The 21,618-nt window shown below is 62.8% G+C and carries 16 protein-coding genes and 1 pseudogene; 13 read left to right on the plus strand and 4 right to left on the minus strand.

All coding sequences use genetic code 11. The features are described from left to right. Positions 1-42 precede the first annotated feature (42 nt). Together AC0C6X_RS16035 and AC0C6X_RS16040 are read right to left on the minus strand one after the other, a co-directional pair. Positions 43-1,911, minus strand: a complete 1,869-nt coding sequence (locus AC0C6X_RS16035) for a peptidoglycan L,D-endopeptidase MepK (protein ID WP_472953979.1) — start codon at positions 1,909-1,911, stop codon at positions 43-45. Between the two features lie 180 nt (positions 1,912-2,091). Next, complete coding sequence (locus AC0C6X_RS16040; RefSeq protein ID WP_173520396.1) at positions 2,092-3,636, minus strand: sigma-54-dependent transcriptional regulator; 1,545 nt, start codon at positions 3,634-3,636, stop codon at positions 2,092-2,094. A gap of 188 nt (positions 3,637-3,824) precedes the next feature. Here AC0C6X_RS16040 and AC0C6X_RS16045 point away from each other — a divergent pair, with 188 nt between their 5' ends. The 3 genes and pseudogenes from AC0C6X_RS16045 to AC0C6X_RS16055 all read left to right on the plus strand — a co-directional run bounded on the left by AC0C6X_RS16045 (position 3,825) and on the right by AC0C6X_RS16055 (position 7,579). Continuing rightward, positions 3,825-5,684 carry a M3 family oligoendopeptidase gene (locus tag AC0C6X_RS16045; RefSeq protein WP_472953981.1) on the plus strand — a complete coding sequence of 620 codons (1,860 nt, stop codon included), beginning with the start codon at positions 3,825-3,827 and terminating at the stop codon, positions 5,682-5,684. Between the two features lie 45 nt (positions 5,685-5,729). Then, a pseudogene (locus AC0C6X_RS16050) lies at positions 5,730-6,881 on the plus strand (aminodeoxychorismate synthase component I); the annotation flags it as partial. Between the two features lie 65 nt (positions 6,882-6,946). After that, positions 6,947-7,579, plus strand: coding sequence for an aminotransferase class IV family protein (locus AC0C6X_RS16055; protein ID WP_173520393.1), 633 nt, complete (start codon positions 6,947-6,949; stop codon positions 7,577-7,579). On the opposite strand, the gene AC0C6X_RS16060 is transcribed toward AC0C6X_RS16055, so the two are convergent. Continuing rightward, a complete protein-coding gene (locus tag AC0C6X_RS16060) occupies positions 7,544-8,494 on the minus strand; it encodes a GGDEF domain-containing protein (protein WP_173520392.1) in 951 nt (316 codons plus the stop codon). The two genes, AC0C6X_RS16055 and AC0C6X_RS16060, sit on opposite strands and share 36 nt — an antisense overlap. A gap of 133 nt (positions 8,495-8,627) precedes the next feature. Between AC0C6X_RS16060 and AC0C6X_RS16065 the strand changes: the two genes are divergently transcribed. From AC0C6X_RS16065 to AC0C6X_RS16100, 8 genes are all read left to right on the plus strand, one after another. Beyond that, positions 8,628-8,819, plus strand: coding sequence for a hypothetical protein (locus AC0C6X_RS16065; protein WP_472953983.1), 192 nt, complete (start codon positions 8,628-8,630; stop codon positions 8,817-8,819). Positions 8,820-9,012: 193 nt separating this feature from the next. Then, complete coding sequence (locus tag AC0C6X_RS16070) at positions 9,013-10,464, plus strand: homospermidine synthase (RefSeq protein WP_173520390.1); 1,452 nt, start codon at positions 9,013-9,015, stop codon at positions 10,462-10,464. Between the two features lie 173 nt (positions 10,465-10,637). Further along, the gene (gene omp10, locus AC0C6X_RS16075; protein ID WP_173520389.1) at positions 10,638-11,009 is read left to right on the plus strand and encodes an outer membrane lipoprotein Omp10; all 372 of its coding nucleotides are present in this window, start codon (positions 10,638-10,640) and stop codon (positions 11,007-11,009) included. A 229-nt stretch (positions 11,010-11,238) separates the two neighbouring features. After that, positions 11,239-13,113, plus strand: coding sequence for a 5'-nucleotidase C-terminal domain-containing protein (locus AC0C6X_RS16080; protein WP_472953986.1), 1,875 nt, complete (start codon positions 11,239-11,241; stop codon positions 13,111-13,113). 146 nt (positions 13,114-13,259) lie between these two features. Then, positions 13,260-14,279, plus strand: coding sequence for a ferrochelatase (gene hemH, locus AC0C6X_RS16085; protein ID WP_173520661.1), 1,020 nt, complete (start codon positions 13,260-13,262; stop codon positions 14,277-14,279). Between the two features lie 197 nt (positions 14,280-14,476). Continuing rightward, a complete protein-coding gene (locus AC0C6X_RS16090) occupies positions 14,477-15,475 on the plus strand; it encodes an SPFH domain-containing protein (protein ID WP_247959789.1) in 999 nt (332 codons plus the stop codon). Positions 15,476-15,478: 3 nt separating this feature from the next. Continuing rightward, positions 15,479-15,937 (plus strand): NfeD family protein, encoded by a 459-nt coding sequence (locus AC0C6X_RS16095; RefSeq protein WP_173520386.1) that lies wholly within the window; start codon positions 15,479-15,481, stop codon positions 15,935-15,937. Between the two features lie 109 nt (positions 15,938-16,046). Beyond that, on the plus strand, positions 16,047-17,492 hold the full coding sequence (locus tag AC0C6X_RS16100; RefSeq protein WP_472953990.1) for an outer membrane beta-barrel protein: 1,446 nt from the start codon (positions 16,047-16,049) through the stop codon (positions 17,490-17,492). A gap of 230 nt (positions 17,493-17,722) precedes the next feature. On the opposite strand, the gene galU is transcribed toward AC0C6X_RS16100, so the two are convergent. Next, complete coding sequence (gene galU, locus AC0C6X_RS16105; RefSeq protein ID WP_472953992.1) at positions 17,723-18,610, minus strand: UTP--glucose-1-phosphate uridylyltransferase GalU; 888 nt, start codon at positions 18,608-18,610, stop codon at positions 17,723-17,725. Between the two features lie 397 nt (positions 18,611-19,007). On the opposite strand from galU, the gene AC0C6X_RS16110 reads away from it, so the two are divergent. Both AC0C6X_RS16110 and AC0C6X_RS16115 read left to right on the plus strand, forming a co-directional pair. After that, positions 19,008-20,228 (plus strand): lytic murein transglycosylase, encoded by a 1,221-nt coding sequence (locus AC0C6X_RS16110; protein ID WP_173520383.1) that lies wholly within the window; start codon positions 19,008-19,010, stop codon positions 20,226-20,228. Between the two features lie 139 nt (positions 20,229-20,367). After that, positions 20,368-21,618 (plus strand): SGNH/GDSL hydrolase family protein, encoded by a 1,251-nt coding sequence (locus tag AC0C6X_RS16115; RefSeq protein ID WP_472953995.1) that lies wholly within the window; start codon positions 20,368-20,370, stop codon positions 21,616-21,618.

Consider the following 21,618-nt stretch of genomic DNA (forward strand, 5'->3'; position numbering starts at 1 on the left):
CCAGACCGGCGGGCTTTTCGTGTCTGCTGTTTGGCTCGAAGCTCAGTTGGTGCTGAACTTCTTCACTTCCATGAAGTTGACGGCAGTGCCGCTGAAGCGGGCCGTATCGACCGTCGTGCCGGCGCTGCTCGAGAAGCCGGCGGCATAGACCGTGGTCGGCGCGGTGCGAAGCGACTTGCTGACGAAGCGCGGTGCCTTGACCGGCTTGGAAAGCGTCGCCACACGGCCGGTCGTCAGTGCCCATTCGGAGATGATCTTCTGGGTCAGCTTCGGCTCGGTGCGGACCGACGAGCGGGTCGCGGCATCGGCGTCGTTCTTCTTCGGTCGACCACCCTTTGCCGGCGCTTCCGCCTGGGTGTCGAAGGCATTGTCGAAGACGGCCGCGCGGGCATTCGTGGTCGGCGGCGGCGCATAGGCCGCCATTTCGATCGGCTGTTGCGATACAGGTTCGCGCTGGGCCGGCGTCGGAGCGGCAAGCGCCACGCGGGTCGCAACTTCGGCGGCAACCTCACGCGGGGGCTCTGCCGACGCAACGACCGGCCGCTCCGCGAAGGAAGGCACCACGACCTGGGCATCGGCAACGGCGGCAAGGGCTACGTCACCCGCGGGCCGCATCGCCGGAACCGGCACGAAGCCAAGCGCCTGCACGTCCGCGGAAGGGTCGGCAGAGGCGACGAGCGTGTTCATGTCGCGACGGTCGAGCATCTGCGGTACCGGCACCTTCATCGAGCCGAGATCGGCAAATTCGCTTGGCATTTCCGAAGTCTGCGGCAGGGCAGCCGCAAGTGCGTCCTGGGCTGCGTTCTTCTGCGGCGCCACGAGCGCAACGGCTACGCCGCCATCGGCAGGTGCATCCTTGAAGGCAGGACGGACAGCCGGGACCGGGGCATTGATGTTCTGTTCAGCGGCAACCGTCGGTTCGGCAGCGACCGTCGGCTCGGCGGCAACGGAGCCCGCGACACCCGGCAGGGCTTCCTGGGCAGCAGGAGCGGAAGCCGTCTGGATCTTGGCAGGCGCAGCGCCGCCTTCGTCGTCGGCACCCGGACCAGCCGCGATCGCCGCGGGTTCTTCATCCTCGTCACCACCGCCGCCGAAGAGCATGGCGAACAGGTTGCCGCGACGCTTGCCGCTTGCGCTGTCGCCAGGGCCTGTCGCGCCGCCGCCGGCGACCTCGATCGCCGAAGCACCAACGCGGCGCTTGTAGTCGGCAACCGCCTGCTCATAGCCGGGCAAGGGCTTGCCGTCGGAAGGCAGATGCATCGTCTTGCCGTCGGGGAAGAGACGCGCCAGTTCGGCGCGCGACATGCGCGGCCAGGCGCGGACGCCGCCGACGTCCATGTGAACGAAAGGCGAGCCGGACGTCGGATAATAGCCGACGCCGCCCACCTGGAATTTCATGCCGATTTCACGAAGGGTCTTCAGCTTCACGTCGGGAAGATAGAAGTCCATCGCCTTGCCGAGCATGTGCTGGCTCTTCTTGGCGACGCCCTTCGAGCGCGAACGCAGCATGCCGTTGGTTGCCGGCGAACGATAGGCCGAGACGACATGGATATAATCGCGCGAACCGCTCTTCTGGTAGACTTCCCAGACGAGGTCGAGCAGGCGCGGATCCATCTTGGTCGGTTCGTTGCGACGCCAGTCGCGGAGGAATCGGTTGATCTCCTGCAGGCCCTTGGAGTCGTAGCGGCCATTGCGCTTGAAGGTGATCTGCGCCTTTTCCTGGGTATGAATGAAATAGAGTTTCAGTGTCCGGGTCTGGCCCGCGGCCTCCACTGGAGGCGCGAAGCCTGGCGTCACGAGGGAAGCCGCGATAGCAACGGATGTAAGAACCTGCGGCACCTTACGGGTAAAGGCCGCGCAGACTCTCGCTAAGGAGCCGAGCGGCTTCTTAAAACCGAACAAATTTGGCATTCAATCCCCGTCCGACGGACAACCGTGCTTCGCTGTCTCAGATGACTGTCAAATAAGGTGACAGCATGGCAAATATGCCACAGTCGTCACCGCCCCTTATAATATAGTGAACAGTTCACTAACAAGGTCTAAACGGCGGTGACTGAATAACACGGCTAATGAATCGTGAATGCGCCGGTTTTAAGCCGCCTCCCTCAATGGATTCTCGGGATCGATGCCATAATCCTTCAGCTTGCGGTAGAGCGTCGACCGGCCGATGCCGAGCTTGCGAGCCACCTGGCTCATCTGTCCGCGGTAGAATTTCAGCGCAAAACGAATCAGTTCCTCTTCCACCTCGGCAAGCTTGCGGACGTCCCCGCCCTCGTCGACGCTGGCGATCGCGTTCTCCATGCGCGGGTCGTGCCCGGCATCGCCCTCCATCGATTTCGCCGCACTCGCGAAATCGGGATAGACGTTCGGCACCTGCTCCGACGGCGCGGCTGTCCGTTCCGGACCGGCTTCGCCCCAGGAAAAACCAGAGCGGTCGGAGACGACGTAACCCGGGATCTGGGTGGCGATCTGCGGGAAGTCCTTCACCGTCAGCTCATTGCCTTCGGCAAGCACCACGGCCCGGAAGATCGCGTTCTCGAGCTGTCGGATGTTGCCCGGCCAATCATAGGCGGTCAGCAGCGCCAGGGCGCCGCTCGATATGGTGAGCGGTGCGTGCAGCCGCTGCTCCGCCGCGAAACGCTCGACGAAGGAGCGCACCAGGACCGGAATGTCTTCCTTGCGTCGGCGAAGCGCCGGAATGGTGATCGGGAAGACGTTGAGGCGATAATAGAGATCCTCGCGGAACCGCCCCTCGCGCACTTCGTTGATCAGGTCCTTGTTGGTGGCGGAGATCAGCCGGACATTGACCTTCTGCGGATGGCGTGCGCCGATCGTCTCGATCTCGCCCTGTTGCACGGCACGCAGGAGCTTGACCTGGACTTCGAGCGGCAGGTCGCCGATCTCGTCGAGGAACAGCGTGCCGCCGTCGGCATCGACGAACTTGCCGCTGTGTTTTTCCGTCGCGCCGGTAAAGGCGCCCTTCTCATGGCCGAAGAGAATGCTCTCGACCAGATTGTGCGGGATCGCGCCGCAGTTGACGGTGACGAAGGGCTTGCCGACCCGGTCGCTCGCAGACTGGATCGCACGGGCCACCATTTCCTTGCCGACGCCGGACTCGCCTTCGAGCACGATCGGTATGTTGGACTGGGCGGCGCGGCGCGCGAGGTCGATCACCCGGATCATTGCCGGGCTCGCCGAAACGATGTCCTCGAAGCCGACGGCACCGCCGCGCGGGCGGCGCGAGGTTTTGACCTTGCCGTCGCGGCTTGCCATCTTCAGTGCGTTGCCGATCGCAACCGACAGCCGCTCCGGGGAGACGGGCTTCACGAGGAAGTCGAAGGCACCCGCCTGCATCGCATGAACGACCGTTTCGATGCCGCCCTGGCCGGTCTGCACGATGACGGGCGTATCGACGCCGCGCTCGGCGAGCGCTTCGAGGAAGCCGTGCCCGTTCATTTCCGGCATCAGCAGATCGAGCAGGATGACATTGATCATGCCGCCCTTGCGCTCCAGGAGTTCCAGGCCGCTGCGGCCGTTGTCGGCGAGATGCGCCACATGGCCGAGACGCTCGATCATGTTCGTCAGCAACCGGCGCTGCACCGGATCGTCATCAATGACCAGAATATGTGATGTCACGGAAGCCTCCTGCTCTGGACACGCGGTACTTTTGGCCAACCTCATGTGCCAAATCACGTCAGGCATCTGTGCCATAAAGGGCTGAACATCATGTTTTGAGAAATGCTTGCATTTTATCCATTGCCGGCGATAGCAATGGGGCCCATATCGCTTGCCTTCTTCCTGTCACGAACGAGAGAAATCCGACGATGACCTTCCGCCTCCTCGCCCCCGAGCAATCCGTTGTCCGTGCCGCCGCCGGCCAGTCCCATGGCGCTGCCGCGGATCTCGGCGACCTGCCCTCCTGGCGGCTCGAAGATCTCTATCCGTCCGCCGCATCGGATGCCTTTCGCAACGACCTGAAGAAGGCAGAGGCCGACGCGATCGCTTTCGAGACCAAGTGGAAGGGCAAGCTGGCCGAAGCCGCGACGAGGAACGGTGACGAGGGCGTCGGCACCGCCGTCCGGGAGTTCGAAGCGCTTGAAGACGTCATGGGCCGCATCGCCTCCTTTGCCGGCCTCACCTATTTCTCGGACACGTCCAAGCCTGAGAACGGCAAGCTTTACGGCGACGTGCAGTCGAAGCTTACCGACATGTCGGCGCATCTGCTGTTCTTCTCGCTGGAACTCAATCGCATTGATGACGCGATCCTGGATAAGGCGCTCGAGAACGATGCGCTGGCCGCGCACTACAAGCCGTGGCTGACCGACCTGCGCAAGGACAAGCCCTACCAGCTCGACGACAAGCTGGAGCAGCTCTTCCTCGAAAAATCGATGACGGGCGCTGCCGCCTTCAACCGTCTGTTCGACGAGACGATGGCAAGCCTCACCTTCAACGTCGATGGCGAGGCACTGCCGCTCGAAGTCGCGCTAAACCTGTTGCAGGATCCGGCGACCGAGGTCCGCAAGAAGGCGGCGATGGCGCTTGCCGAAACCTTCAAGAGCAATATCCGCACCTTCACACTGATCACCAACACACTCGCCAAGGACAAGGAAATCTCCGACCGCTGGCGTGGCTTTCAGGACATCGCCGACAGCCGCCATCTCGCCAACCGCGTCGAGCGCGAGGTTGTCGATGCGCTGGCCGAAGCCGTCAAATCCGCCTATCCGCGCCTGTCGCATCGCTACTACGCCATGAAGGCAAAGTGGCTCGGCATGCAGGAGATGGATTTCTGGGATCGCAATGCGCCGTTGCCGGAAACGCCGAACGCGTTGATTTCCTGGAACGAGGCCAAAGACACGGTGCTTTCGGCATACAATGCCTTCGCTCCGGAAATGGCCGCGATCGCCCGACGCTTCTTCGACGAGAGCTGGATCGACGCGCCGGTGCGCCCGGGCAAGGCACCAGGCGCCTTCGCCCATCCGACGGTACCGTCTGCGCACCCCTACGTGCTCGTCAATTACATGGGCAAGCCGCGCGACGTGATGACGCTTGCGCACGAACTCGGCCACGGCGTGCACCAGGTGCTGGCGGGCGGACAGGGCGCGCTGATGGCCTCGACGCCGCTGACCCTTGCCGAAACCGCTTCCGTCTTCGGCGAGATGCTGACCTTCCGCGCCCTCCTCGACCGGACGAAGGACAAGCGCGAGCGCAAGGCCATGCTGTCGCAGAAGGTCGAGGACATGATCAACACGGTCGTGCGCCAGATCGCCTTCTACGAGTTCGAGCGCAAGGTCCACACCGCCCGCAAGGAAGGCGAACTGACGGCCGATGATATCGGCAAGCTGTGGCTGTCGGTGCAGAGCGAGAGCCTTGGCCCGGCAATCCGGATTTCCGAGGGCTACGAGACCTATTGGGCCTATATCCCGCACTTCATCCACTCGCCTTTCTACGTCTACGCCTATGCCTTCGGCGACTGCCTGGTGAACTCGCTCTACGCCGTCTACCAGAGCGCCGAAAAAGGCTTCCAGGAGAAGTATTTCGAACTGTTGAAGGCCGGCGGCACCAAGCACCATTCCGAGTTGCTCGCACCCTTCGGCCTCGATGCCACCGATCCGTCGTTCTGGGCACAGGGACTGTCGATGATCGAAGGGCTCATCGACGAACTCGAGGCGCTTGATAAGGCCTGATCCCGGGCAGAGGTCCGGATCACGGCGCGATCGACACGACGACTTATGAACGATACCGCACCCTATGTGCTGTTCCGGGACGACAGCGAAAACCGCACGACGGTTTTCGCTGAGCCCCTGCGCGTCGTCACGGCGCACACGAAAACCGAATTCGCCCGTGGCCTTGCCGAGCTCGAACGCGCCCACAAGGCGGGCAAGTGGATCGCCGGCTTCATGTCCTATGAGGCCGGTCACCTCTTCGAGGAGAAGCTCGCGGGTTTCGCCGAGGAGGGCCGCGAAACGCCGCTGATGTCCTTCGGCATCTTCGATGCGCCCGCCGAAGACCACCCGCTCGCCGAGCCTCAGAGGCGGACCGAGAACGAACCCTTCGTCACCGAGCCGCGCGCCGGCTGGAACTTCGACACCTACCGCGATCGCTTCGATCGCCTGCACCAGCACTTGCGGCAGGGTGATTGCTATCAGGCCAATCTGACGATGCCGATCCGCGCCCGCTGGTCCGGCGATCCGCGTGCCGCCTTCTGGTCGCTGATCGATCGCCAGCCGGTGAAATACGGGGCGCTCGTCGCGCTTGACGGGCCGATCCTGCTGTCGCGATCGCCGGAGCTCTTCTTCCGCGTCGATGCGGACGGCTGGATCGAGACACATCCGATGAAGGGTACGGCCAGGCGCGGCGCATCGGCGGCCGAAGACGCCGAGATCATCGCGGCCATGCGCGCCGACGAGAAGACCCAGGCCGAAAACCGGATGATCGTCGATCTTCTGCGCAACGACATCTCGCGGATCACCGAAGTCGGCACACTCAGCGTCCCCAAGCTGTTCGAGATCGAGACCTACCCGACGGTGCACCAGATGGTGAGCCATGTCCGGGCGAAGCTCTTGCCCGAAATCGGCCTCGAGGACATCTTCGCCGCCCTTTTCCCCTGCGGTTCCATCACCGGCGCGCCGAAGATGCGGGCCATGGAGATCCTGCACGATCTGGAAGACGGACCGCGCGACGCCTATTGCGGCGCCATCGGCTTCATCGCCCCAAATGGGGTCATGCGCTTCAGCGTCGCAATCCGCACCATTTCGCTTTTCCCCAATGGCGAGGCCGTCTTCAATGTCGGCGGCGGCATCGTCTTCGACAGTAACGCACAATCCGAATATGACGAATGCCTGCTGAAGGCCCGCTTCGCCATCGGCGACGATAATATCGCGCTCGGCGACGACAAGATCGCGCTTGGCGACGATGAAATCGCGCTTGGCGATGACGGGATCGCGCGATGACGGACTTTTCGCTGATCGAAACGCTGCGCCACGAGCCCGAAAACGGCTTCGTCCGCTTGCGCCTGCATCTGGCGCGGCTGAAACGATCGGCGCGGCGTCTCGGTATTCCTGGCGCGGAAGGCGCAGAAGCGGCCTTGCTGGCGGCGGTGGAGAGCGGCGACGACAGGGCCGCACGCCGCGTACGGCTCGAACTTTTCCCGGACGGACGTATCGAGGTGAAGACCGCGCCGTTCGTGCCGCTATCGGAAGACACGATCTGGCAGGTGCGGATTGCCGCCACGCAGCTCAATTCCCGCGATCCGCTGCTGCGCTACAAGACCAGCCGCCGGGCGGTTTACGACGCTGCCCGCGGCGAGTTTGCTGTGAGTGAGGCGGATGAGGTTCTTCTTCTCAACGAGAAAGGCGAGGTTTGCGAGGGCACGATCACCTCGGTCTTCCTCGACGACGGCAGCGGCATCCTGAAGACGCCGCCGATCGCCTGTGGCCTGCTCGCAGGCGTCCTGCGCACCGAGCTGATCTGCGGGCGCCGGGCGCGAGCCGCACGGCTTTCGCCCACCGATCTCATCGGTGGGACGCTCTATGTCGGCAATTCTCTACGCGGTCTGATCCGGGTGCGACTCCTGGTCTGAACCGGGAAGCGTGTAGCGTCTGACGCGGTCGCGGCCGTCGCGCTTGGCGAGGTAAAGCGCCTGGTCGGCGCGCGCATAGAGGTCGCTCACCGAATCGCCATCGCGATACTCCGCCAGCCCGACAGAACAGGTGTAGAAGAACTCCGGAATGTTCTCGAGCGGCCGCGAGCTCCTGACCTTTTCGAGCAGGCGGTCGAGAATGCGATTGCCTTCGCTGATGGTGGTATCGGGCAGGATGAGCATGAATTCCTCACCTCCGATGCGACCGAAGCAATCCGAGCGGCGCACGAATTCCTGCATCTGGCGCGCGAAGTCGAGCAGCACCTCGTCGCCGCGCTGGTGCCCGTGACGGTCGTTGATCGCCTTGAAATAATCGATGTCGATGATCGCGACGCAACCCCACATATGCGGGTTTTCGGCGCAGTTGGCGATGAACTCGGTCAGCCGCCCCATCGTGTAACGACGGTTGGGCACGCTGGTCAGCTCGTCGACCTGAGCCGCCCGAAGCGCAAAGTCGCGGTCCTGCCGCAGTTCGCGCTCCTCGGCGTGGATGGTGGTGACATCGACGGCGATGCAAAGCATCCAGCCGTCGGAATCCACCGTCTCCGTCATCCACAGCCAGCGGCCGTCATGCAAGTCGGTTTCCATCGCACGAAAAGGTACCTTGCCGCGCCGGTGAGCCGTCGAGGCGATCCAGGCGTTGACATCGTCGGTCTTCAGGACGGTCCCCCGACCGGCGGCGTAGTTGCGGCGCATGATCTCCGCCCAGGTCGGGCTCTCGTCCGGACCGACGTGGTAGGCCGCGCGAAATGCCGGATTGGCAAACCGCAATCGATCATGCTGATCGTAGAGCGCGATCAGTACGGGTGTTTTGCTCTGTAAGGCCGCAAGAGCCTTGAGATGACTACCGGTCACGGTCTGTCACGCCTCCGGGTCGGACAATATCAATCATGGCGCGAAGCGGATGCTTCGGACGAAGCTATAGCACGAAGTGCCTGTGACAAGCGTTTACGCGTGCGAAACGATGGGGATATGGTTAAATACCGCCTTGGTCCGGCCGAACGGCACGCAGCATAGGCCCTATGACGGTTCCTTCAAGCCCTTTACCGTCGGTCTTGCGCAGTTTGACCTCGGTCGCCGGATCGAGCGGCGCAGCCTGACCTTGCCGCCGGCCGCCTGCAAGAGGTTCTTCAGCAAGCGGGACGGGTCCATCGCAGCCCTGCTTTCGATCACCGGTTAAGCACCATCTCAAATAGCGGTTGACCCGCCAGCCCTTTATTGTGACAGCAATCTATGCTCTACAGCGCCGCGTGCCCAGCCGGGCACCAACGGCCGCTTCGGCACATCCATCGAGCCAGAACAGCGGCGCCAGCCGCTCCTCATGCTTAGTCACCCACCGTCACAGGGAAAGTTTTCTCAGGAGAAAGACAAAAATGGCAGATACCACCTATCCGGTTTACGGCGAGATCACCGGTCCGGTCGTCATGATCGGCTTCGGTTCGATCGGTCGCGGCACCCTGCCGCTGATCGAGCGCCACTTCAAATACGACAAGAACCGGTTGATCGTGGTCGAGCCCCGTGAGGATGCCGCCGACAACGAGATTTTCGAACGGCATGGCGTACGTCACGTTCGCGCTCATGTGACGAAGGACAACTACAAGGAACTGTTGAAGCCGCTGCTGACCGAAGGCGAAGGCCAGGGCTTCTGCGTCAACCTGTCGGTCGACACCGGCTCGCTCGACCTGATCAAGCTGTGCCGCAAGCTCGACGTTCTCTACATCGACACGGTCGTTGAGCCTTGGCTCGGCTTCTATTTCGACGCCGAAATGGACAATGCCGACCGCACCAACTATGCGCTGCGCGAAACCGTCCGCAAGGAAAAGGAAAAGAACCCGGGCGGCACCACGGCCGTTTCGACCTGCGGCGCCAATCCGGGCATGGTCTCCTGGTTCGTCAAGCAGGGCCTGCTGAACCTGGCCAACGACCTCGGCGTGAAGTACGAAGAGCCGCATCAGGACGACCGCGAAGGCTGGGCGAAGCTGATGAAGAAGGTCGGCGTCAAGGGCGTGCACATTGCCGAACGCGACACGCAGCTCACCAAGAAGCCGAAGCCGCTCGACGTGTTCTGGAACACCTGGTCGGTCGAAGGCTTCATCTCCGAAGGCCTGCAGCCGGCCGAACTCGGCTGGGGCACCCATGAAAACTGGATGCCGAAGAACGCCAAGAAGCACAAGAAGGGCTGCAAGGCGGCGATCTACCTGGAGCAGCCGGGCGCCAACACCCGCGTGCGCACCTGGTGCCCGACGCCTGGTCCGCAATACGGCTTCCTGGTCACCCACAACGAGGCGATCTCGATCTCGGACTTCTTCACCGTCCGCGACAAGGACGGCGAAGTCACCTATCGCCCAACCTGCCACTACGCCTATCATCCGGCCAACGACGCCGTCCTGTCGCTGCACGAAATGTTCGGCAACGGCGGCAATTCGCAGCCGGTCCATCACGTTCTCGACGAGAAGGAACTCGTTGAAGGACTCGACGAACTGGGCGTCCTGCTCTACGGCCACGACAAGAATGCCTATTGGTACGGTTCGCGCCTGTCTCTGGAAGAGACCCGCCGCATCGCTCCCTACCAGAACGCCACCGGCCTGCAGGTAACCTCTGCAGTTCTGGCCGGCATGGTCTGGGCGCTCGAAAACCCGAAGGCCGGCATCGTCGAAGCCGACGAGATGGACTACAAGCGCTGCTTGGAAGTCCAGCTCCCCTATCTCGGTCCGGTTGAAGGCCACTACACCGACTGGACCCCGCTCGACGGCCGTCCGGGCCTGTTCCCGGAAGACATCGACACGAAGGATCCCTGGCAGTTCAAGAACATCCTCGTTCGCTAAGCTTTTGACGGAAAACGTCATCCGGCCCGGGGCACGGCCGTGCCCCGGGCCTTTTCGTCTGTGCGGGAAAAGGCACCTGCAGCCCTTGGCCGCTCTTGCTTTCAACTCATGATCGCGGCATGGTCATGCCGGAATGAAACAGTCCGCTCGGCCCAATGCGGGGGAAATCGCCTATGAAGCCATTCGCAGTTCTGACCCTGATCGCAACCGCCGCGGCCTTGGCGTCCTGCCAGTCGTCACCCCGGTTCATCGATGAGGGTGGTCAGCCGGCGCGCCAGGCGGCCGGCGTCGAAGGCTCCTGGGTAGATCCGAACGGCATCGTCTCGACCTTCGCGGGCGGCACCTTTTCGACCCGCACGACCGACACCAACCAGCTGCTCGCTTCGGGCAACTACGTGAACGTGAGCCCGACGCTCGTCGAGATCAACATGACCTCGCTGGTGCGCAACACCCAGTCGAAGGTCAATTGCGCCCTGGTCACCCAGAACCAGCTCAACTGCACCACCGATGCCGGCGCGCAGTTCTCGCTGGCGAGACGCGGCTAAACCGGCGCGCATGCAAGTATCTGAGCCCCCGATCGGGGGCTTTTTTCGTTGCAGGGCCGCAGCTTAACCTAGTTGCAAATTGACGAAGCGAGCTTGGTTTTAGCGCTTGAAGTAACCTTCAAGTGATGAAAACATCCGGCCCGGCAAAGCCACTCCGACCGTGGGGAACGGTTCCGTCTCGACGGCTCCGGAAACGGTCGGCTGACAACCGGCAAAACAGGAGAACATCATGATCAGACACATGCGGACCGGCCTGATGACCGCGTCCATTCTTGCCCTCTCCTCGGGCGCTGCCTTCGCCGATTATGAGCTGAACATCCTGCATATCAACGACCTCCATTCCCGCATCGAGTCGATCAACAAGTTCGATTCGACCTGCTCGGCGGAAGAGGAAGGCAAGAACGAGTGCTTCGGCGGCGTCGCCCGCCTGAAGTCCCTGATCGAGCAGAAACGCCAGGAACTCTCCGGCAAGAACGTGCTGCTGCTCAACGCCGGCGACAACTTCCAGGGCTCGCTGTTCTTCACCACCTATAAGGGTTTGGCCGAAGCCGAGTTCCTGAACCTGATGAAGTTCGACGCGATGACCGTCGGCAACCATGAATTCGACGAGAGCGAGGATGGCCTTGCCGGCTTCCTCGACAAGATCACCTTCCCGGTCGTCACCGCCAACGTGCTGCCGAGCCACAAGTCGAAGATCGGCGACCGCATCAAGCCGTCGATCGTGCTCGAGGTCGGCGGCCAGAAGGTCGGCATCGTCGGCGCCGTCGCCAACGACACGCCGGAACTCTCGTCCCCCGGTCCGGACATCCTGATCGGCGACGACGTGGCGACCACCACCGCCGCCGTCGAGGAGTTGAAGAAGCAGGGCGTCGACAAGATCATTGCGCTGACCCATGTCGGCTATCCGCGCGATCTCGCGGCGATCGCCAAGATCCCTGATGTCGACGTCGTCGTCGGCGGTCACTCGCACAGCCTGCTTTCCAACACCGATGCGAAGGCGGAAGGCCCCTATCCGACGATGGTCGACAATCCCGGTGGCTACAAGGTTCCGGTGGTCCAGGCCGCTTCCTACACTAAGTATCTCGGCGATCTCCTCGTCACCTTCGACGATAAGGGCGTCGTCAAGGCCGCCAAGGGCGATCCGATCCTGGTCGACTCCTCGGTCAAACCGGATGAGGCCGTGCTGACGCGGATCGCCGAACTCGCCAAGCCGATCGAGGAACTGCGTTCAAAGATCATCGCCAAGACGGAGGAGCCGATCGACGGATCGCGCGAGAATTGCCGCGCGCGTGAATGCCAGATGGGCAGCCTCGTCGCCGATGCCATGCTTGACCGCGTCAAGGGCCAGGGCGTGACCATCGCCATCACCAATGGCGGGGGCCTGCGTGCCTCCATCGATGCCGGCGACGTTTCTATGGGCGAAGCCATCACGGTGCTGCCGTTCCAGAACACCGTCGCGACCTTCCAGCTCAAGGGCGACAGCATCCGCGCCGCACTTGAAAACGGCCTCAGCAAGCTCGAGGAAGGCGGCGGTCGCTTCCCGCAGGTCGCGGGTCTCAAATACTCCTTCGACCGCTCGAAGCCGGTCGGCAGCCGCGTCGTCTCGGTCGAGGTCAAGGAAGGCGAGACCTACGTGCCGCTGGATCCGGCGAAGACCTATTCGCTGGTTTCCAACAACTACATGCGCAATGGCGGCGACGGCTACGACGTTTTCAAGGAGAAGGGTGAGAACGCCTACGACTACGGTCCGGGCCTCGAAACCGTGCTCGCCGACTATCTCGCGGCCCACCAGCCGTTCAAGCCCTATACCGATGGCCGCATCACCGAGGTCGCTTCGGCCGCGGGTGCCGCAGCAACGGAAGCAAAGCCCGCGGCCGGCACCGACACCACGGCAACCCAGCCGGCTGCGACCTCCGGCGCCGCCACAGCGTCCGCGGCGAGCGGCCCGCAGAAGCACGTGATCGCCAAGGGCGACACGCTCTGGGATCTCGCCAAGTCGTTCTATGGCGAAGGCGCACTGTGGAAGAAGATCTCCGAGGCCAACGGCAAGCCGGCGCCGCGCGCGCTGCATGTTGGCACGGAACTGGAGATCCCGGCAAAATAAGACAATTTGCCTCTGTCTTCAGAGCCGGCGCGGGCTTCCCCGCGCCGGCTTTTCTACTTAGAAGGACTTGAAACTGAAGGCTCCAAACGGAAGCGGTGTCCCGATTTCGGGGCCCGACGAGGATCAAGATGACCGAACAGCTTGCCATGACCGCCCCTGCCAACCACCCTTCCGTGAAATCCGGAAAGATTGGCGTTCTGCTGGTCAATCTCGGCACGCCCGACGGCACCGACTATGCCTCGATGCGCCGCTACCTGAAGGAGTTCCTGACGGACCGGCGGGTGATCGAATGGTCGCGGCTGTTCTGGTATCCGATCCTGTTCGGCATCGTGCTCAACACCCGCCCCGGCAAGGTCGGCAAGGCCTATGAGACGATCTGGAACAAGGAACGGAACGAAAGCTATCTCCGGACCTACACCCGCAACCAAGCGGACCTGATGGCCAAGACCTTCGCCGATCGTCCCGATGTAATCGTCGACTGGGGCATGCGCTACGGTCAACCCTCGATCGCCTCGCGCATGGAGGCACTGCAAAAGGCTGGTTGCGAACGCATCCTCGTCTTCCCGCTTTATCCGCAATATGCCGCCGCCACCACCGCAACGGTCAACGACAAGGCCTTCGAGGCGCTGTTGAAAATGCGCTGGCAGCCGGCGCTGCGCACCGTTCCGCCCTATCACGACGACCCTGTCTACATCGACGCGCTGGCGACCTCGATCGAGCGTCACCTGGCGACACTCGACTGGGAGCCGGAAGTGGTTCTGACCTCCTTCCACGGGATCCCGAAGAGCTACTTCGACAAGGGCGACCCCTACTACTGCCAGTGCCAGAAGACCGCGCGGCTGCTGCGCGAAAAGCTCGGCTGGTCCAAGGAGAAGCTCCAGGTCACCTTCCAGTCGCGTTTCGGCCCCGAGGAATGGCTGCAGCCCTACACCGACAAGACGGTCGAGAAGCTCGCGCAGGAAGGGGTCAAGCGCATTGCCGTCCTCAATCCCGGCTTCGTCTCCGACTGCCTGGAAACCCTCGAGGAGATCGCCGAGCAGGCGGCCGAGAGCTTCCATCACAATGGCGGTGACAAGTTCACACACATTCCCTGTCTCAACGACAGCGCGGAAGGCATGGCGGTTCTCGAACACGTCGTGCGCCGCGAACTCGCCGGCTGGCTCTAACCCATTCCTTGCCGCGCCGCTTGAAAGCGGCGCCCCGACCACCACTTCCGGATGAACGGACCGCGCATGCGTTCACCGGCGAGTGCGCGTGTCTAACGTTTTGAATCCATGCGCCACCCACGGAAACCGATTCCGGTCCGACAACTATTGCGCTAAGGTGCTGTCTCGGGTCGGGACAACAAATTGGGGGGCGTCTCTTGGGCGGACTGGATATCGTCGTCGTCGCATTCGTGGTTCTTATCGTGTTTGTCCTCTTCATGGGGATCAAGACGGTGCCACAGGGGTACCGCTACACGGTCGAACGCTTCGGCCGTTACACCAAGACGCTGGAGCCGGGTCTGAACCTGATCGTGCCCTTCATCGATCGGATCGGCGCGAAGATGAACGTGATGGAGCAGGTGCTCGACGTTCCGACGCAGGAAGTCATCACCAAGGACAATGCCAGCGTCTCGGCCGATGCCGTCGCCTTCTACCAGGTCTTGAACGCGGCGCAGGCGGCCTACCAGGTCGCCCATCTCGAAATTGCCATTCTGAACCTGACGATGACCAACATCCGCTCGGTCATGGGGTCGATGGATCTCGACGAGCTGCTCTCCAACCGCGACACGATCAACGAGAGACTGCTGCGCGTCGTCGACGATGCCGCCAACCCCTGGGGCATCAAGATCACCCGCGTCGAGATCAAGGACATCGCGCCGCCGAAGGATCTGGTCGACGCCATGGCACGGCAGATGAAGGCCGAGCGCGAGAAGCGCGCCCAGGTGCTGGAAGCCGAAGGCGCCAGAAACGCACAGATCCTGCGCGCCGAAGGCGCAAAGCAGTCGGCGATCCTGGAGGCGGAAGGCCAGCGCGAAGCGGCGTTCCGCGACGCCGAAGCCCGCGAACGCCTGGCAGAGGCCGAAGCCAAGGCAACGAAGATGGTCTCCGACGCCATCGCATCCGGCGACGTCCAGGCGATCAACTACTTCGTTGCGCAGAAATACACCGAGGCGCTCGCCTCGATCGGCACCGCCAACAACCAGAAGATCGTTCTGATGCCGATGGAAGCCACGTCGCTGATCGGCTCGCTCGGCGGGATCGGCGCCATTGCCAAGGAAGTCTTCGGTGATGGCCCGTCGGGGCAGACTGCGCGTCCGCGCCAATCGGCGCCGCGCACCACGCCCGCCTTCCCGGCCGATCCTTCGCAAGGAAAGTAGCCGATGCTCGAACGCGCCATTCAAGAACTCGGGCCTTGGAACTGGTGGGTCCTCGGCTTCGTGCTGCTCGCCGCCGAACTCGTTGCCCCCGGCGTGTTCCTGATCTGGATCGGGATCGCCGCGCTCATAGTCGGAATTCTTTCTCTCATGCTTTGGGAGATCGGCTTCTGGACCTGGCAGGTTCAGTTCGTCCTCTTCGCGCTGCTTTCGGTGGTCGCGGTCCTGCTCGGCCGCCGCTTTGTTCTCTCCTCGTCCGAAGCCACCGATGAACCCTTGCTGAACCGGAGGGCGGAAAGCCTCGTCGGCCGCACCGCCGTGCTGGAGAAGCCGATCGCCGAGGGGCGCGGTCGTATCCGGCTCGACGATACGATCTGGATCATCGAAGGGCCCGACCTGCCGGCCGGCACCCGCGTCCGTGTCGTTGCCACCCATGGGCGAAACCTGACCGTGGAAAGCGCCTGATCGGCAAGCGACTGAAGCCACGACGTTTTTCGCGGCTGGAAACGATTGCTTAACCACGTCGCTTTACGATTGCGAAAGGATTGCAATCAGGCTCGTGGACAATCGGCATATGGTGCCAGGCTCATCTCGCTCGACCAAAGGAGACGCGCGGCGTTCGACCTCGCTGGCGTTGCTATTGGCCGGCACGGCACTGTTTGCGCCATCGCCCTTGCATGCGCAAACGGCCGCCGCCCCGACGACGTCCTATGGCGTCAGCACCCCCTCGGCAGCCGTCCCGGCTACAACGCCCGCTATCGCCGATCCGCAGACCACCGGCGCCGTCAGCGGCGACGACCTGCCGCCGGCGCAGAACGAGGATTACCTCCGCCTCAACCAGCGCGAGCCGACGATCGACGGCCTGCGGTTGCGGACCTATGACCCCGAATACTATCGCGCGCCGGGTGTTCGCATCGGCACCTTCACGCTGCGCTCCAGCGTCAGCGAGAGCATCAACCATGAATGGCGCAAGGACGGTGACACCAAGACGAACCGCGGCTATCTCGAAACCGGGATCCGCGGCACCCTGACCTCGGACTGGTCGCGACATCAGTTGACCGTCACCGGCGAAGGCGTCCTGCAAAACAACATCTCCGGCGAGGGCGAGGAAGAGCCGCGCGCCAATGTCGACGCGGAACTCCGGCTCGATCTCTGGGACGAAACGATCGCGCGGCTGCGCGCCGGCTATAGCTTCGAGCGTGAAGATGCCGACGATCCGAACGCGATCTCGAACGCCAAGACCCAGTCCGCGGTCAACACCTACCGCCTTGGTGCCGCCATCGAGCGCGACTTCGGCCTGATCCGCGGTTCGGTCGGTATCGACTTCGACCGGCAAACCTACGGCGATGTCGAACTGGAGAACGGCACGAACCTCTCCGTCAAGTACCGCAATCGCAATACGGGCATCCTCACGGCCCGGGTCGGCTACGAGCTGTCGCCGGCGCTGATCCCGTTCATCGAAGCCTCTGTCGGTAAATCGCTTTACGACCTGCGCGAGGATCCGCTCGGCTTTGAACGTTCCTACCAGACCTATGCCGGACGCGGCGGCATCGAGCTCGACCTCGGCGAGAAACTCTATGGCGAGCTGGGTCTCGGCTACGAGACCTACAACTTCGAGGACGACCGGCTCGGCGAGCTCAGCGGCCTTTCGGTCGACGGCCGCCTCAACTGGTCGCCGCAGCGTGGCACCGATGTGCTCTTCGCCGTTTCGACCGATCTCAACCCGTCGACGACGCCGGGCGATGCGGGGTCGATCGACTACAACCTCACCAACATCATCACCCACCAGATGCGCTCGGATCTGGTCGCGCGGCTGTCGAACAGCCTGACGCTGCGCAACTACCCCTCCGACGCTCGCTCGTCCGACGAAACCACCTGGCGCACCGGCGCCGGCCTGACCTACGACATCAACCGCTACCTGGCACTGACGGGCGACGTCAGCTACGAGCGCACCACCCGCGATCAGGGCGATACGACGGACATCACCCGCGTCGGCGTCGGCCTGACGCTGCGGCGCTAGAGCATGTCGCGCAAAAGTGCGGAGCGATTTTGCGATAACGACATGCAAAATATCAACGGCTTAAAGCGCAAGGAGCGAATCTGAAAGATCGCGATGCGCTTTAGAGCAATTCCAGGAAAACTGTGAAACGGCTTTCCGTGCGGGATTGCGTCGATTCAAAGAAGCCCGCCTTCAACGGAGAAGGCCGCGCCTAGCGGACGCGGCCTTCTCGAGTTCATGACGAAGGCAAATTACTTCAGCGCGCCAAGCAGGCTCTTCAGCGGGCCCTCGACGCTCGGGCGGATGTCTCCGCGTTCCAGCGCAAAGGCGACGTTTGCCAGGATGAAGCCATCCTTGGCGCCGCAGTCATAGGTGTCGCCACGGAAGTGATAGGCGGCGAACTGCTGGCTGTCGGAGAGCTTGAGCATGCCGTCGGTCAACTGGATTTCGTTGCCTGCGCCGCGCTCCTGCCTTTCGAGGATCGGGAAAATCTCCGGCTGCAAGATGTAGCGGCCGTTGATGAAGAAGTTGGACGGGGCCGTGCCCGGTGCCGGCTTCTCGACCATCCTGGTGATCTTGAAGCCATCGCCCACCTTGTCGCCGACGCCGACGATACCGTATTTGTGCGCCTGTTCCGGCGCGCATTCCTCGACGGCAATGACATTGCCGCCGCTCTGCTCATAGAGCTCGACCATGCCCTTGAGGCAGCCCTTTTCGCCCTTCATGATCATGTCCGGCAGCAGCAGCGCAAAGGGCTCGTCGCCGACGAGGTCACGGGCGCACCAGACCGCATGGCCGAGGCCGAGCGGCGCCTGCTGGCGGGTGAAGCTGGTGGTGCCGGCCTTCGGCAGAATGCTGTCGAGCAGCGCGATTTCGGCCTTCTTGTTACGCTCGCGCAGCGTCTGGTCAAGCTCGACCTGAATGTCGAAATAATCCTCGATGACCGCCTTGCTGCGGCCGGTGACGAAGATCAGATGTTCGATGCCGGCTTCCAGCGCCTCATCGACCACATATTGAATGACCGGCTTGTCCACCACCGTCAGCATTTCCTTCGGCACGGCCTTGGTGGCCGGCAGGAAACGTGTGCCCAGCCCTGCGACCGGGAACACGGCTTTGCGGACTTTACGCTTGTCGGTCATCGATACCTCCTTGATAGGACTTCACTCATAAGTCTTGCCGGATGGTCCCGAACGGCAATCCGTCAGAACCATACAGCGCTCCGTAATGGAGCCGCAATCTCTATGCCGTCAGCTGAACACAGCATGAACCGACGGGACACATGCATATGCGAACTCCACGACCATGGCTTGACATTTTCTGCAGCGGAAGACGCCACCACAATTTCATGGTAAAGGGTTTGTTGACCACGTTTCTGTAGATTCGTTGCAATCCGGCAATGCAACAATCGCGGCCGGATCCGAACCAGGAGCCGCCGACGACTGCCCCCACCGTCCAGGCTGGCCCCAGACTGCCACCTTGCGGAGCGATTCGGGCCATGACGGCCGAAGCTCCGCAGAGAAACGGAACCGACAGCTGATGATCAGAAACCGCAGAACGTTTTTCCGTCATATCGCAGCCGCCCTCGTCCTCTCCGCCGCCGCGCTCGGTACCTCGCCCGCACGCGCCGATGCCGGATTCCAGAACTGGATCAACGAATTCTACGCCACGGCTGCCAAGGCAGGCATCACAAAGGCGACCTATCGGCAAGCCTTCTCCGGCGTGAAGACGCCCGACCAGACAGTAATCGAGAAGGCGAACTATCAGCCGGAGTTCAAGCACAAGATCTGGGAATACATCGATTCCCGGGTGAACCCCTACACCAAGCGCATCGGCCAGGAGATGGCGGCCAAGCACGCCCGCACGCTGAACGCGCTGGAAAAGCGCTTCGGCGTCGACAAGACCATCCTTTTGGCGATCTGGTCGATGGAATCCAACTATGGCGCCGTGCTCGAGAAGGATGATCGCCTGCATTACGTGCCGCGCGCACTGGCAACGCTTGCCTATGTCGATCCGAAGCGCTCGAACTACGCCAAGAAGCAGCTGATTGCCGCGCTGAAGATCCTTCAGAGCGGCGACATCACGCCGCGCGAGCTGACCGGTTCCTGGGCGGGCGCCATGGGTCACACCCAGTTCATCCCGACGAGCTACCTGCTCTATGCGGTTGACGCCGACGGCAATGGCCATCGCGACATCTGGAACTCGGTGCCCGACGCGTTGGCGACGGCCGCCAACCTCTTGAAGAAGAACGGCTGGCAGCCGGGCGAAACCTGGGGCTACGAAGTCGCGCCGCCGGCAAATGCCGCGAAATACTCCGGCCAGACGAAGACGCTCGCCGAATGGGCGTCGCTCGGTTTCGTCAGGCCGAACGGCAAGGCCTTCCGCAACGGCAGCATGCGCGCCGAGCTCAAGCTGCCGAGTGGCGGCGAGGGCCCCGGCTTCCTGATGACCAGGAACTTCTTCGTCATCAAGCGCTACAACGCCTCCGACAGCTACGCCCTTGGCGTCGGCCTTCTTGCCGATCAGATCGCCGGCTATCAGGGCATGCAGCAGCGCTGGCCGCGTCCGGACGGCTCGCTCGACATCAGCGAGAAGTTCGAGCTGCAGAACCGCCTGAAGGAGCTCGGCTACTACAGCGGCGAGGTCGACGGCAATTTTGGTTCCGGTTCCAAGGCCGCGATCCAGGCGTTCCAGTCGAAGAACGGCCTGCCGCCCGATGGAGAGCCGACCCAGATGCTGCTGCGGGCGCTGCGCAACTAGCGCACACTCGAAACGGTTTCGCGATCGCCGTATCCATGAGATAAAGTCGGAAGAGCGCGCTGCACCCGTGCGGCGCGCTTGAACGTGACAGCGGCTCATCCCCGCCGGAACACGCTATGAACGGGTAAAGAACCAGATGATGAGCAAGCGCCGCGGGCATCAGAGCCGAACGCCGTTCGGGATCGCGACCATCTGCATCGCCGCGATGGCGATGGTTGTCGCCAGCCTTTTCGCGAGCTTTGCCGAAGCACAGGAACGGGTCCAGCGGCGCACCCTGTTCCAGATGCTCTTTGGCGGGCTGGCCCGCGAACGGCCGATCTATGAGGATCGTGACTATTTTCCTGAGCAGCCGCGCCCCAAACGGCAGCGGCAGCAACAGCAGCAGCGCCAGAAGGGCCAGGGACAGCAGAAGCAGAAGCCGAAGATTGCCGATACGCCTGCCCCCGCGCCGGTGGTGGTGGAGAAGGCGCCCGACGCCAAAAAGGTTCTGGTCGTCGGCGACTTCATGGCCGGCAGCCTCGGCGACGGCCTGAAGACCGCCTTCGAAATGACGCCCGGCATCGCCATCGAGACGCGGGCGAACGGCTCGTCCGGCCTCGTGCGCGAGGACTATTTCAACTGGCCAGGCACCCTCCCCGGCTATGTCTCTGAAGTAAAACCTTCCGTCATTATCGTCAGCCTCGGCGCCAACGACCGACAGCAGATGCAGATGGGAGACATCAAGGAAAGGTTCCGCAGCGATCTCTGGACGGAAGAGTATCGCAAGCGTGTCAACGCGCTGGCCGCCCTTGCCCGCAAGGAGAAGCTGCCGGTTCTCTGGGTCGGCATGCCGCCCTTCCAGTCCGCCGCAATGACCGCAGACATGGTCACCTTCAACGGCATCTATCGCGAGGAGATCGAGAAGGTCGGCGGCCAGTTCGTCGACATCTGGGATGGCTTCGTCGACGAGGGCGGCAAGTTCGTTCTGACCGGTTCCGACATCAACGGCCAGCAGGTTCGTCTGCGCGGCGCCGATGGCGTCAACCTCACCAAGGCCGGCAAACGGAAGCTCGCCTTCTACGTCGAGAAGGATATTCGCCGGCTACTCGGAGATGCCGCCGCGACGGACAAGAACGTGCCGGGAGCCAACGAACTCAAGGACCTGGTCGTGACAGCGCCGCTTGGCAACGAAGATATCGTCAAGACCCAGCCGATTGGCGTGACCGATCCGGCGCTGGACGGCGCCGCGTCCCTGCTCGGCAACGCCGCCCCGGACAAGGGCAATGGCAAGAGCCCCCGCGACCTGCTGGTCGACAAGGGCGATGTCGCCGCCGCACCGGCGGGCCGCGTCGACGACTTCCGTCTGTCGAAGCCAAGCACGGTGATCAGCAATCCGGTGATCCGCAACTAA

Source organism: Ensifer sp. VA4 (genome assembly GCF_055710065.1).

What these genes read in the sequence shown, in the direction of transcription:
- AC0C6X_RS16035 (WP_472953979.1), bottom strand. Translation starts at nt 1,911, where the DNA reads ATGCCAAATTTGTTCGGTTTTAAGAAGCCGCTCGGCTCCTTAGCGAGA.
- AC0C6X_RS16045 (WP_472953981.1), top strand. Translation starts at nt 3,825, where the DNA reads ATGACCTTCCGCCTCCTCGCCCCCGAGCAATCCGTTGTCCGTGCCGCC.
- AC0C6X_RS16055 (WP_173520393.1), top strand. Translation starts at nt 6,947, where the DNA reads ATGACGGACTTTTCGCTGATCGAAACGCTGCGCCACGAGCCCGAAAAC.
- AC0C6X_RS16070 (WP_173520390.1), top strand. Translation starts at nt 9,013, where the DNA reads ATGGCAGATACCACCTATCCGGTTTACGGCGAGATCACCGGTCCGGTC.
- omp10 (WP_173520389.1), top strand. Translation starts at nt 10,638, where the DNA reads ATGAAGCCATTCGCAGTTCTGACCCTGATCGCAACCGCCGCGGCCTTG.
- AC0C6X_RS16080 (WP_472953986.1), top strand. Translation starts at nt 11,239, where the DNA reads ATGATCAGACACATGCGGACCGGCCTGATGACCGCGTCCATTCTTGCC.
- hemH (WP_173520661.1), top strand. Translation starts at nt 13,260, where the DNA reads ATGACCGCCCCTGCCAACCACCCTTCCGTGAAATCCGGAAAGATTGGC.
- AC0C6X_RS16095 (WP_173520386.1), top strand. Translation starts at nt 15,479, where the DNA reads ATGCTCGAACGCGCCATTCAAGAACTCGGGCCTTGGAACTGGTGGGTC.
- AC0C6X_RS16100 (WP_472953990.1), top strand. Translation starts at nt 16,047, where the DNA reads ATGGTGCCAGGCTCATCTCGCTCGACCAAAGGAGACGCGCGGCGTTCG.
- galU (WP_472953992.1), bottom strand. Translation starts at nt 18,610, where the DNA reads ATGACCGACAAGCGTAAAGTCCGCAAAGCCGTGTTCCCGGTCGCAGGG.
- AC0C6X_RS16110 (WP_173520383.1), top strand. Translation starts at nt 19,008, where the DNA reads ATGATCAGAAACCGCAGAACGTTTTTCCGTCATATCGCAGCCGCCCTC.
- AC0C6X_RS16115 (WP_472953995.1), top strand. Translation starts at nt 20,368, where the DNA reads ATGAGCAAGCGCCGCGGGCATCAGAGCCGAACGCCGTTCGGGATCGCG.